The 12,088-nt window shown below is 64.0% G+C and carries 11 protein-coding genes and 1 pseudogene; 2 read left to right on the top strand and 10 right to left on the bottom strand.

Going from position 1 to position 12,088, the window contains the following annotated elements; all coding sequences use genetic code 11:
• Positions 1-16 precede the first annotated feature (16 nt).
• Positions 17-1,360: a hemolysin family protein gene (locus tag OKW30_RS24160; protein ID WP_184036049.1), complete on the bottom strand. Its 1,344-nt coding sequence runs from the start codon at positions 1,358-1,360 to the stop codon at positions 17-19.
• A 91-nt stretch (positions 1,361-1,451) separates the two neighbouring features.
• A complete protein-coding gene (locus OKW30_RS24155; protein ID WP_184072214.1) occupies positions 1,452-2,273 on the bottom strand; it encodes a sensor histidine kinase in 822 nt (273 codons plus the stop codon).
• A gap of 195 nt (positions 2,274-2,468) precedes the next feature.
• On the opposite strand from OKW30_RS24155, the gene OKW30_RS24150 reads away from it, so the two are divergent.
• Entirely contained in the window at positions 2,469-2,810 is a 342-nt protein-coding gene (locus OKW30_RS24150) for an FKBP-type peptidyl-prolyl cis-trans isomerase (RefSeq protein ID WP_090808322.1), read from the top strand.
• A gap of 19 nt (positions 2,811-2,829) precedes the next feature.
• On the top strand, positions 2,830-3,618 hold the full coding sequence (locus tag OKW30_RS24145; RefSeq protein WP_184072215.1) for an AraC family transcriptional regulator: 789 nt from the start codon (positions 2,830-2,832) through the stop codon (positions 3,616-3,618).
• Between the two features lie 84 nt (positions 3,619-3,702).
• Here the strand turns inward: OKW30_RS24145 and OKW30_RS24140 are convergent.
• The 8 genes and pseudogenes from OKW30_RS24140 to OKW30_RS24105 form a co-directional block, all read right to left on the bottom strand.
• Positions 3,703-4,241, bottom strand: a pseudogene (locus OKW30_RS24140) (PLP-dependent transferase).
• Between the two features lie 277 nt (positions 4,242-4,518).
• On the bottom strand, positions 4,519-6,069 hold the full coding sequence (purF, locus tag OKW30_RS24135) for an amidophosphoribosyltransferase (RefSeq protein WP_090810350.1): 1,551 nt from the start codon (positions 6,067-6,069) through the stop codon (positions 4,519-4,521).
• Between the two features lie 89 nt (positions 6,070-6,158).
• Positions 6,159-6,710, bottom strand: coding sequence for a CvpA family protein (locus OKW30_RS24130; RefSeq protein WP_090808318.1), 552 nt, complete (start codon positions 6,708-6,710; stop codon positions 6,159-6,161).
• 7 nt (positions 6,711-6,717) lie between these two features.
• On the bottom strand, positions 6,718-7,662 hold the full coding sequence (locus OKW30_RS24125; protein ID WP_429347837.1) for an SPOR domain-containing protein: 945 nt from the start codon (positions 7,660-7,662) through the stop codon (positions 6,718-6,720).
• Positions 7,663-7,691: 29 nt separating this feature from the next.
• Positions 7,692-9,002 (bottom strand): bifunctional tetrahydrofolate synthase/dihydrofolate synthase, encoded by a 1,311-nt coding sequence (gene folC / locus OKW30_RS24120; RefSeq protein ID WP_429347836.1) that lies wholly within the window; start codon positions 9,000-9,002, stop codon positions 7,692-7,694.
• Positions 9,003-9,323: 321 nt separating this feature from the next.
• Positions 9,324-10,196 carry an acetyl-CoA carboxylase, carboxyltransferase subunit beta gene (gene accD / locus OKW30_RS24115; RefSeq protein WP_090808311.1) on the bottom strand — a complete coding sequence of 291 codons (873 nt, stop codon included), beginning with the start codon at positions 10,194-10,196 and terminating at the stop codon, positions 9,324-9,326.
• A gap of 79 nt (positions 10,197-10,275) precedes the next feature.
• On the bottom strand, positions 10,276-11,088 hold the full coding sequence (gene trpA, locus OKW30_RS24110) for a tryptophan synthase subunit alpha (RefSeq protein ID WP_184036040.1): 813 nt from the start codon (positions 11,086-11,088) through the stop codon (positions 10,276-10,278).
• Between the two features lie 80 nt (positions 11,089-11,168).
• Positions 11,169-12,083 (bottom strand): DNA-methyltransferase, encoded by a 915-nt coding sequence (locus OKW30_RS24105; protein WP_184072218.1) that lies wholly within the window; start codon positions 12,081-12,083, stop codon positions 11,169-11,171.
• Positions 12,084-12,088 lie beyond the last annotated feature (5 nt).

Below are 12,088 nucleotides of genomic sequence, written 5' to 3'. Positions count from 1 at the left end.
CGGGTTGGCTCGGCCCTCAACCGCCCTCGTCGTCGAACAGCTTCGGATACACGCGCACGAGCACGATGCGCGGTCCCTTCATCTTCTTGACCACGACGTCGAAGTCTTCGAACTCGACGCGCTGCCCTTCGCTCGGCAGATCGTTGAGCGCCTGGATCACGAGCCCGCCCACCGATTCGGCCTTGCCTTCCTCGATGTCGATACCCAGAGCACGTTCGAGCGACACCACCGGCAAGCTGCCCTTGCCCATCAGCGTGCCGTCGTCCATGCGGGTCCAGTCGGCGTCTCCCTGGCGGAATTCATCGTGGATCTGCCCGACCAGCGCGCCGAGCAGGTTGTCGAGCGTCAGGAAGCCGATCGGTTTCGCGTTCTTGTGGCCGACCAGCGCGAAGTGCGGCGCGCCCTTGCGAAAGCGCCGGAACAGTTCGAGCGCAGGCATGTCCGGCTTCACGTACTGCACGGGGCGGACGTAGCGCGACAGGTCGTCGAGCGTGCTGCCCGCCTGGCGCGCGAGCAGCAGGTCCTTCAGATGGATCATGCCGGCCACGCGTTCGCCGGATGCATCCTCGAATAGCGGATAGCGGCTGAAGCGGTGCCGCGCGACCACCTGCATGTTGTCGCGCAGCGGCAGATCGCGCCGCAGGCACACCATTTCATGCGACGGCCGCATCAGGTCCGATACGGTCATTCGCGAGAAGTCGAGCGAGTGCGCGATCGTGTTCCATTCGTCCTGGCTGTACGCGCCGGTCGACGCACCGAGTTCGCTCGCGACGTTCGCGCGGCGGCCGCGCAGGATCAGCTTGAGTTCCTCGGTCGAGTAACGCGAGTCGTGACCCTGGTCGGTATCGAGCCCCGCGGCCTTCAGCACCGCGTTCGCGCTCGTGTTGAGCAGCCAGATGGCCGGGTACATGGCCCAGTAGAAACCGTACAGCGGCGTCGCGGTCCACAGCGAAATTTTCTCCGCCTCGCGAATCGCGAGCGACTTCGGCGCGAGTTCGCCGACCACGATATGCAGGAACGAAATACACGAAAACGCGAAGAACAGTGAAATGCCATGCATCAGCTTCTCGGACTCGACGCCGATCACGGTGAAAAGCGGCATCAGCAGTTGCGCGAACGCCGGTTCGCCGATCCAGCCGAGGCCGAGCGACGCGAGCGTGATGCCGAGCTGACACGCCGACAGATACGCGTCGAGCTGTCCGTGCACCTTCGCGAGCAGACGCCCGCGCATGCCATGCTGGGTGGCAAGGCTTTGCACGCGGGTCTGCCGCAGTTTGACCAGACCGAATTCGGCGGCGACGAAAAAGCCGTTGAGTGCAACCAGAAACATTGCACCGATAAGAGCGACAACCTGGATCAAAGCGACGGGCTCCGGCAACAAAAGTTGTCAGTATAGGGGCTGAAAGATCGATGAAATCTTGATTGTGCGCCAACGCATTCGCGCGCGACGCTCATTTCGGCGCCGCCGCGCTGAACGGCACGCGCAGCACGAGCGTGGCGGGGGTCGCGGTGACGCCGTCCGCTTCCGTCGTATCGCTTTGCTCGAAGCTTCCGCCGTGCGCCTCCGCGACGCGTTTGCACAACGCGAACACCCACGCGATGCGCTTCGCCTCGCGCGGTTCGCCCGCCTGCTTGCGCGCGAACGCTTCGAGCACATGCGGCAGCGCGGCGTCGTTCAACGCGGCCTCGTTCGGCTCGTACGTGACGCTCGCATGCCATGTGCCGTTGTCCGCGCGCGCGGCCAGTGCGACCTCGGTGCCCCGCGCGCTCGCTTCGACGGCGAACGTCAGCATCAGCCACACCGCGGCGGCGAGCCGGGCGCGGTCGCCGTTCAGTTGCTCGGTGGCGATCTTCGAGTCGAGCCGCACTTCGACGCCGCGCGCGCGGGCGAGGCCGGCGCGGACTTCCTCGACGGTTTCGTCGAGCAGCGGATGCAGCGGAAAGGGTTCATACGTGAGCGCGAGCGATTTCGTTTCGGCGCGCGTCGCATCGACGATCGTCTCGAGCAGCTTCACCTGCTGATCGACGCCGCTGCGAATGCCGGTGATCGCGCGCTGTGAATTGGGATCGTTCGCGTCGAGCTTGCGCTCGAGCACGTACGCCCAGCTATGAATTGCATTCAACGGACCGCGCAGGTCGTGCGACACCAGCGACAGCACGTGATCGCGCATGAACAACGCGGTTTCCGCGCGCAGCAGCGCGCTGCGTTCGGTGATGACGAAGCCGGCCGACGCCGGCTGGGCGCCAGCAGTCCCGTTGGGTGACGTAGTCACGATCGAGTCCTCTCAGGCAATGCTGGATGATGGGGGGAAGCCCCATTATAGGCATCCCGTTCGGACCGACCAGTCGAGGCCGAATCGCGACACGGAATGCAATCCGCATGCCATGCGCGGAACCGGACCCGACTCCGCGATCGACGTCAACGCGCCTACAATGTCGGTTTTACGTTTTGATCTGAGGAGCAACGCATGTCGACTGTGACGACCGAATCCGGCCTGAAGTACGAAGATCTCGTGGAAGGCACCGGCGCCGAAGCCGTGGCCGGCAAGACCGTGACCGTGCATTACACGGGCTGGCTGACCGACGGCCAGAAGTTCGATTCGAGCAAGGACCGCAATGACCCGTTCGCGTTCGTGCTGGACGGCGGCATGGTCATCAAGGGCTGGGACGAAGGCGTGCAAGGCATGAAGGTCGGCGGCAAGCGCAAGCTGACCATTCCGCCGCAACTCGGCTACGGCGTGCGCGGCGCGGGCGGGGTGATTCCGCCGAACGCGACGCTCGTGTTCGAAGTCGAACTGCTCGAAGTCTGAGTCACGTCTGAGTATTGTCGTGAGCCACGCCGCCGTCACCGCCCCCAACGTTTCGCTGCGCTGCTATGGCGCGATCGAAGCGTCGGACGTGCACGACTTCCACCAGGTCGTGCTGGGGCTCGACGGCGCAATGGTGATGGCGGTTGACGGTGTCGCCGAGCAGATCGACGCCGGCTCCGCATGGCTGATCCCGGCCGGCGCGCGGCACGATTATGCGGGTGTCGGCACGAACCGGCAGCTCGTGCTCGATTTGCCTGCGGCGTCGCTGGCGGTGCCCGAGCGGTTGTTCGAGCGCGCGCGCGCCGTGGCCGTTGATCCATCGCTCGCACAGCTCGTGCACGCGATTGCCGCGCATGCTGCGGGCGGCGTGGGCGAAGCGCAAGATAATGCCTTCGGTCACCGTCGCTTTCATTGGGATGCTGCGGCACGCCTGGGCGCCGCGCTTGTCGCCGATTCCGGGGCACTTGCCGGTGTGCAGAGCGAAGGCGTTCGTCTCGATTTCGCGCGCATCGACCGCTGGCTGCGCGCGCATCTGTCCGAGCCGCTGAAGATCGCGGACCTCGCCGCGCACTGCGGCTTCGGCATGCGGCGTTTTCATCAACTGTTTATCGATGCGTTCGGCGAGACGCCGCATCGCTATTTGCAGCGGCTGCGGCTCGACACGTCGATCACGCTGCTTGCGGACGCGCGTCTTTCGTTGACCGATATCGCGCTCGAGATCGGCTTCGGCGATCAGAGCGCTTACACGCACGCGTTCACGCGGCGTTTCGGGCTGGCGCCCGGGCAGTGGCGCGCGTTGCGGCACTGAGCGCGGCGGAGGTGGCGCGGAGGGCTTTGAGACCCTTGAGGCCATTTGAAGCCTGTATGCCGCGCACAGGTTTTGCCCTGCCTGTCAGCTTTCGAGCCCACATTGCAGATCCGCACGGATATCGCCCGCGTTTTCAAGCCCCACCGCAAATTCGAGCCCCGGATAGAACACGCGATTGACGGCCGGATGCGAGTCGAGCCAGCGCGCGATTTCGAGCACATTCGCCGACTGCTTCTCGACGCGCAGCGACAACGTTTCCATGCCTTTCAACAGTACCCACGCGTTGAACGCGGACAGCGTCGGCCCGGCGCTGCGTACGAACGGAAACACCTTTTCCATGATGATTTTCTTCGAACCGACCAGCGCGCCGCCGAGCACACGGCCCTGGCCGTCGAGGAAGCTGGTCGCAGAATGCATGACGACGTCCGCGCCGAGCTTCAGCGGCTGCTGCAACGCCGGGCTGCAGAAGCAGTTATCGACGACGAACAGCGCATTCGCGTAATGCCGAACTTGCTGAAGATCTGCGAGAACATGCCGAGCGTCGAGCCGAACAGCGCCCGCGAGCTGACGAGGTGATCGCCCGCCTGCAACGTCGACATCGCGACCGACATGATCGCGGCCATGCCTGAAGCCGTCGCGATGCGAGCCTCGCCGCCTTCGAGTTTGGTTCTGGTCTCCAGGTTTCCGTGGCTGCCTCCGCGGCTAAATAAGGCAGCAACAAAAAAGCCCGCTTTTGCGTCGGCATAAGCGGGCTTCATGTGCGGGGAGGCTGGAGCCAGGGCGGACGACTGTCGCGTTCCGCCCTTCGCTTTAGCTGTTTCGGGTTGCCCCGCGTCCGCAAGCCGGGATCAAATCGACGCAAGCCAACATGTTAATGCGCTCGGGGCGCGGTGTGTACGCTCAACCCACCGACAGTTGCAGATGCAGCTGCGAACGCGCCGGGCCGCCACCGTCGATCGCTTCGCTCGCGGCATCGCGATCCGATTGCGACGACGGCGCGAGACGCGCGCTTTCGATGCGGTCGAGGTATTCGGTCGTGATGTCGCCGGTCACGTAGTTGCCGTCGAAGCACGAAGCCTCGAACTCCTTCAGCGCCGGATTGATATCGCGCACCGCCTGCTTCAGCGCATCGACGTCCTGATACACGAGGTGGTCCGCGCCGATCATGCGCGCAACTTCCTCGTCCGAGCGGCCGTGCGCGACCAGTTCGCCGCGCGTCGGCATATCGATGCCGTAGACGTTCGGGAATTTCACCGGCGGCGCCGCCGACGCGAAAATCACCTTGTTCGCGCCCGCATCGCGCGCCATCTGCACGATTTCATGCGACGTCGTGCCGCGCACGATCGAGTCGTCGACGATCAGCACGTTCTTGCCCTTGAACTCGATGTTCATCGCGTTCAGCTTCTGGCGCACCGACTTCTTGCGCACCGCCTGTCCCGGCATGATGAAGGTACGGCCTACATAGCGGTTCTTGAAGAAGCCCTCGCGATACTCGACGCCGAGCTTCTTCGCGACCTGCATCGCGGCCGGGCGCGACGAATCGGGAATCGGCATCACCACGTCGATTGCGACGTCGGGCAGCTCGCGCCTGATCTTCTCGGCGAGGTAGTCGCCCATGCGCAGACGCACGTTGTAGACCGGCACGCCGTCGAGCACCGAATCCGGACGCGCCAGATACACGAGTTCGAAGATGCAGGGGTTCAGGCTCGTAGTCGTCGCGCATTGCTGCGAATGCAGCTGGCCTTCGGCGTCGATGAAAATCGCCTCGCCCGGCTGCACGTCGCGCACGAATTCGAAACCGACGCCTTCGATCGCCACCGATTCCGACGCCAGCATCCACTCGACGCCGTCAGCCGTTTCCCGTTTGCCGAGGCACAGCGGACGGATGCCGAACGGGTCGCGGAGACCAAGCAGGCCGTAGCCAGCGATCAACGCGACGATCGCATACGAGCCGCGCACCCGGCGATGCACGCCCGACACCGCCTTGAACAGCGCGGCCGGATCGAGCTGCAGACCCGAGCTCGACAGTTGCAGCTCGTGCGCGAGCACGTTGAGCAGCACTTCGGTATCGGAATTGGTGTTCACGTGGCGGCGATCGATGCGGAACATCTCATCTTTCAGCTGCTGCCAGTTGGTGAGGTTGCCGTTATGCGCGAGGATGATGCCGAACGGCGCGTTCACGTAGAACGGCTGCGCTTCTTCTTCGCTCGACGCCGAACCGGCGGTCGGGTAACGGACCTGGCCGATGCCCGTCGTGCCCGGCAGGCTGCGCATGTTGCGCGTGCGGAACACGTCGCGCACCATGCCGTTGGCCTTGTGCATGTGGAAATTGCTGCCGTTCGCCGTCGCGATGCCGGCGGCGTCCTGACCGCGATGCTGCAGAAGCAGCAGGCTGTCATAGATCAGCTGGTTGACCGGGGAATGGGAAACTACGCCTACGATGCCGCACATGGCATGTCCTTCAAAGGTACGAAATTCGTGATGGCGACCGGTGCCTGCGACCGCGCCCGCGCTTTCATGCGACGGCACGCGCTACGACGTCAAGGCAGCCGGTATGCGCCGGAGTCCTGTTGCGCATTGCTCGGGGCGCCCGAATCGTCCACATGGACGTAAGCGGCGAGCGCCTCGGGGAGCAGCGGTTTCATTGCGCGTACGCCCGCAACCGCATACGGACGAAGCAGCGCGTTGCGCCAGAATTCCTCTTTGGGCAGTTCGGTCAAGCCTGCGAGGGCGACCAGAATCAGCACCAGAACGACCCCACGCACGAGGCCGAACATCAAACCGAGCGAGCGATCCGCACCACCCAGTCCCGTGACCTGCACGAGGCGGCTGAGCAGCGCGCTCACCACGCTCGTGACCAGCACTACGCCGATCACCACGAGCGAAAAAGCCAGCAGCCACTGCGTCAACGCGCCGCCCGGCCAGGTAGACGGGATATACGGGACCACGTAGCCCACGAACTCGCAAGCGATGAAAAACGCCGCGACCCAGCCGATCAAACCAAACACTTCCGACAGCAAACCGCGCCAGGCGCCTCGCAGCGCCGACAAACCGATCACCGCCATTACAGCGTAGTCGAAGGCAGTGAACATCGCTCGCTTACTGTGCTCTGCCGCCGTTCGAGCCCGACACGAGGCCCGCCTCGCGGACCTTCGCGACAGCGGCGGTGGCCGCGGCGCGGTCGGCGAACGGGCCTGCACGCAGCAATGTCAGCGTCGAGCCGTCGGCTTGCTTCCTATGTTCCGTATATGTGGGCACGCCTGCCGCTTTCAACTTCGCGGCCCAATTGCGCGCGTTCGCTTCGTTCGAGAAGGCGCCGAGCTGCACCGCGAAACGGTTGCCCGGCGGCGAGGCCGGCGTGCCGGAGTTCGCGTCGGCGCTGGCGGTGGCCGGGTTCGCTTCGTCGTCGGTCGACGCCGACGGTGTGGTGGCGGGTGCCTTCGTCTGTTTGGCGGGGACAGCAGGCGCGGTGTTGGCTGCGAGCGATTGCGTTTGCGGCTTCGCGGCGGGCTTCGGCGTCGCGGCGGTAACAGCGCCAGTTGCGGCGGAGGGAGTCGCGCCTTGTTTCGCTGCGGTCGATTGCGTCGATTTGGCGGCGGAGGCCGAGGCTGCCGCCGTGGTCGCCGCGCTCGTTGCCGGCGCGAGGCCGGACGCAGCCACGCCCGTGTCGGCGGCCGGCGGATTGTCCAGCGCGACGCCGGCCTGCACGTCTTCGTTGGCGGTGGATCTGGAGAGCTTCGGCGCGGGCCGGTTCGGAATGTCGATCGAGATGTCGTCGGTGACGGGCTTGGGGTGCGAGTCCAACACCATCGGCAGGATGATCACCGCCGCGACAACCAGTGCGATTGCGCCGACGAGCCGGCGGCGCGCGCGCTGCTTTTCCGGCAGCGTGGGGTCGAGCAGCATTGCATCTGCATCGACGGTGCGCTCGGTGCGGCGGGTGCGCCGCTCGACGCGTTCAGCCCGGGTGGCCCGATTGGAACTGGTGTTTGCGCCGCGCCGGCTGGGCGCGTCGTCTTTCTTGCCGAACGAGAAAATTCCCATGAATCGCTTGGTTCGAGCCTGGTGCCCGCTCAGTGTTGCTGCGATTTCCGGTAGGCCATCACACCCGCTACCGTATAGAAACTGCCGAAAACGACGATTCTATCATTCTCTGACGCACGTTTTAGTGCGCCCTGGAAAGCCTGCGCCGGCGTCGCATAACGCATGACGCTGCTGTCGGCGCCATCTTCCACGCCCAGCTCGCGCAACACGGTTTCCAGCTCTTGCGCGGACGCGGCGCGCGGGGTCGGCAGATCGGTCACGCACCAGTGATCGATCTCGCCTTTCAGATGATTTAGCACGCCGGCGATGTCCTTGTCGCGCATCGCGCCGAACACCGCGTACGTGTACGGGAAAAAGCCCATGTTGCCGAGGTTTTGCCCGAGCACCGCGGCGGCATGCGGATTGTGGCCGACGTCGAGCACGATGGACGGCTTGCCCGGCAGCACCTGGAAACGGCCCGGAAGATCCACGTTGGCGATGCCGAGCCGGATGTCCTGCGCGGACACCGGCAGACGGTCGCGCAAAGCTTCGAGCCCGGCCAGCGCCGCCGACGTGTTGATCAGCTGATTCGCGCCGCGCAGCGATGGATACGCGAGCGCCGAGCGCCGCAGCGTCGGGCCGACATAGCTCCACTGCTGTCGCTCGCTGCCGGCCTGGCCTTCGTAACGGAAATCGCGGCCGAACAACCACAATTGCGCCCCGATCTTTTCCGCGTGATCGATCAACGATTGCGGCGGCACCGGGTCCGCGCAAATCGCGGGCTTGCCCGGACGGAAGATACCGGCTTTTTCGAACGCGATTTTTTCGCGCGTGTCGCCGAGATAGTCGGTGTGGTCAATATCGATGCTCGTGATGATCGCGCAGTCGGTATCGAGGATATTGACCGCGTCGAGACGGCCACCGAGGCCAACTTCGAGAATCACCGCGTCGAGGCCGCGCGACGCGAACAGGCTCATGATCGCGAGCGTCGTGAATTCGAAGTAGGTCAGCGTGACCGGTTTGGCGAGGCTCTGGCGCGCGGCCTCGACGGCTTCGAAGTGCGGCAGCAGATCTGCGTCGCTTGCCATTGCCCCGTTGATGTGCGCGCGCTCGTTGAACGACAGCAGATGCGGCGACGTGTGGCAGCCGACCGTATAGCCCGCGCGCAGCAGGATCGCTTCGAGAATCGCGCAGGTCGAGCCTTTGCCGTTCGTGCCGCCGACCGTGATGATCGGGCACGCAAACGATAGCTGCATCGCATCACGCACCTGGGAGATTCGGCCCAAACCCATGTCGATGCCGACCGGATGCGCGGATTCAAGGTGCGTGAGCCACGCGTCGAGAGTGGGGAATGTCGTCATCGGGTGAATCTTGAGTGAGTCGCGGTAGTTCGGTTCTACAGTGCTGCGAAGGGTGCTGGTCAGGCGGTTGCGGTCGAGGGTCGCGGGTCGCCGGTCATGGGCGTAGGCCGTTGCGCGGTTTATGCGCACAAACCCGCGCCTTGAGCCGCGCCAGCTTCGGCTTCGACCGCTGCCGCATCGCAGGCGACGGTAATTATCCTGGAAATGACAGCGCGCCGCTTGATTGCTCACGCGGCGCGCTATTTTTTTGATTGCTTCTCTGGCTCCGCCGCGTCTTCGACAGCGCGGCGAAAGAGCGGCAAATGCGGTGCTGCCCGGCTTTTACGCGACCGCGTCCGCCGGCTGATGGCTCAACAGCGCCAGTAATTGCGCGATCTCTTCGCGCAGCTTGCGACGATCGACGATCATGTCGATCGCGCCCTTTTGCAGCAGAAACTCGGCGCGTTGGAAGCCTTCCGGCAGTTTCTCGCGCACGGTCTGTTCGATCACGCGCGGGCCAGCAAAGCCGATCAGCGCCTTCGGTTCGGCGATCACGACGTCGCCGAGGAATGCGAAACTCGCGGACACGCCGCCCATCGTCGGGTCGGTCAGCACCGAGATGAATGGCAGCCTGGCTTCCGCCAGCTTCGTGAGCATCGCGGTGGTCTTTGCCATCTGCATCAACGACAGCAAGCTTTCCTGCATCCGCGCGCCGCCCGAAGCGGTGAAGCAGATGAACGGCACTTTCTGTTCGAGCGCGTTCTGCGCGCCGCGCGCGAAACGCTCGCCGACCACCGAACCCATCGAGCCGCCCATAAACGAGAACTCGAAGTTCGCCACGACGACCGGCAGCGTGTGAATCGCGCCGCCCATCACGACCATTGCGTCGGTCTCGTCGGTTTCGTCCATCGCCTCTTTAATGCGCTCAGGGTACTTGCGGCTATCTTTGAACTTCAGCGCGTCGACCGGAACGATTTCCTGGCCGATTTCGTAGCGGCCTTCCGGATCGAGCAGGCTGTCGAGCCGCTCACGTGCGCCGATGCGCATGTGATGGTCGCACTTGGGGCAAACATGCAGATTGGCCTCGACGTCGTTGCGATACAGCACGGCTTCGCACGACGGGCACTTGATCCACAGGCCTTCCGGAATTCCCTTGCGGTTTTTCGGGTCGGTTTGTTTGATTTTCGGCGGCAGCAGCTTATCGAGCCAGCTCATAGAGAATCCTTCTGGGTCAGCAGTCGCGCGAACGGCGGGACGAGCCCGCCGCTCACGTTAACGCGACAAAAAATAACTGTTATCGGGCAGTCGCGACGCTATCGAGCGCCTCGCGCACCTCGGCAACGAAACGCGTGAGCGTCTCGGCAGCGGCGTCGGGCGCTGCCTGTTCGAGCAATTGAACGATACGGCTGCCGATCACGACGGCATCGGCCACCTCGCCCACCGCACGCGCCGTTTGCGCGTCGCGAATGCCGAAACCGACGCCCACCGGCAGGGGGACGCGCGACTTGATGGCCGGGATTTTACTCGCGATGCTGGAAACGTCCAGATTTGCGGCGCCGGTGACCCCTTTCAGCGACACATAGTAGACGTAGCCGCTGGCGATGCGGCCGACTTCGGCGATACGTTCGTCGGTTGAAGTCGGCGCGAGCAAAAAGATCGGATCGATCCCGGCAGATTGCATCTGTTCCGCGAAGTTTGCGCACTCTTCAGGCGGATAGTCGACCACCAGCACGCCATCGACACCGGCTTCCTTCGCGGCTTTCGCGAAGGCCTCGGCGCCCATTCGCTCGATCGGATTCGCATAGCCCATCAGCACGACCGGGGTTTTGTCGTCGGCTTCGCGGAAGCGTTTGACGTCGGCCAGCACATGGCGTAGCGACACGCCCTTCGCGAGCGCACGTTCAGACGACTGCTGAATGACAGGACCGTCTGCCATTGGGTCGGAAAACGGCACGCCTAGTTCGATCACATCGGCGCCGCCGGCGGCGAGGGCGTGCATGAACTCGACCGTGCGAGCCGGGTCCGGGTCGCCAGCGGTCATGAACGGGATCAGGCCTTTCTTACCCTGGGCGGACAGCGCGGCAAACGTGTTCTTGATACGGGACATGGAAGTACTCTCGAATTAGGGCTATTGCGCGCCCATTGCCGCGCGCTTTTCAGCGAACTTAGCGGCGCATCTCGCGCTTTTCACTGCACTTCGGTCGACGGCTGCACTTTTGGCCTGGCTCGGGTCCGACGGGGCGCAGCAGGCGTAGCGGCGGCGCTGACGCGCTCGCGCGCTATCGCACAATAGCTCTCGTTGATCTCATAGCCGACGAATTCGCGCTGATGACGGACGCAAGCGACTGCGGTGGTGCCGCTGCCCATGAATGGGTCGAGCACGCGGCCGCCCTTCGGGCAGCTGGACAGTACCATCCGCTCGACGATTTCCAGAGGTTTCTGGGTTGGATGCGCAACGCGCTCGGCATGCTGCCGATGCAGACGCGATACCGACCAGACATCCTTCGGATTATAGCCAAGCTCCAACCACTTGCTTCCTTCGAACAACTTTCGCGAACGCGCCTTCTTCGTGACTGCATCGTACGGGATGCGGACGGGATCGAGATCGAAGAAGTAGTCCTTCGACACCGCGAAAAAACCGATGTTGTCATGCACTGACGTGAAGCGGCGCGTGGTGCCGCCCATACTCGGCACGCGCCGGTCCCAGATGATTTCGTTGACCATCGTGAGTTTCGTCTTCAGGAAACTGAAGATTTCCGGCGCGTATTGCCAGGTGCAGAAAATATAGAGCGACCCTGTTGGCTTGAGCTTCGGTACAGCGAGCTCGAGCCAGCCGCGCGTCCAGACGAGAAATTCCTCGCCCGTGCGCATGTCCGAGTCGTTGCCATAGTCCTTCCCCAACCCATAAGGCGGATCACAGACGATCAGGTCGATCGACTCATCGGGAATGTTCGCTACATCGGTTAGAAAATCGCGGTTTAACAGCTGAATGCCGGCCGGCACCTGCGCCAGCAGCGGTGCAGATGCCGCGGCCGCCGGGACTTCGGCGTCCGGATTCGTGGATTCAATCGCCGGCTGCGGCTCGTCGAACTCGTCGCGCATCGTCG

The organism is Paraburkholderia sp. Clong3 (assembly GCF_050436485.1).
GTDB classification, from domain to species: Bacteria; Pseudomonadota; Gammaproteobacteria; order Burkholderiales; family Burkholderiaceae; genus Paraburkholderia; species Paraburkholderia tuberum.
Note: the sequence above shows the minus strand (reverse complement) of the source record. Positions and strands in the feature narration are given on the sequence as shown.

What these genes read in the sequence shown, in the direction of transcription:
- OKW30_RS24150 (WP_090808322.1), top strand. Translation starts at nt 2,469, where the DNA reads ATGTCGACTGTGACGACCGAATCCGGCCTGAAGTACGAAGATCTCGTG.
- trpA (WP_184036040.1), bottom strand. Translation starts at nt 11,088, where the DNA reads ATGTCCCGTATCAAGAACACGTTTGCCGCGCTGTCCGCCCAGGGTAAG.
- OKW30_RS24130 (WP_090808318.1), bottom strand. Translation starts at nt 6,710, where the DNA reads ATGTTCACTGCCTTCGACTACGCTGTAATGGCGGTGATCGGTTTGTCG.
- folC (WP_429347836.1), bottom strand. Translation starts at nt 9,002, where the DNA reads ATGACGACATTCCCCACTCTCGACGCGTGGCTCACGCACCTTGAATCC.
- OKW30_RS24125 (WP_429347837.1), bottom strand. Translation starts at nt 7,662, where the DNA reads ATGGGAATTTTCTCGTTCGGCAAGAAAGACGACGCGCCCAGCCGGCGC.
- OKW30_RS24105 (WP_184072218.1), bottom strand. Translation starts at nt 12,083, where the DNA reads ATGCGCGACGAGTTCGACGAGCCGCAGCCGGCGATTGAATCCACGAAT.
- purF (WP_090810350.1), bottom strand. Translation starts at nt 6,069, where the DNA reads ATGTGCGGCATCGTAGGCGTAGTTTCCCATTCCCCGGTCAACCAGCTG.
- accD (WP_090808311.1), bottom strand. Translation starts at nt 10,196, where the DNA reads ATGAGCTGGCTCGATAAGCTGCTGCCGCCGAAAATCAAACAAACCGAC.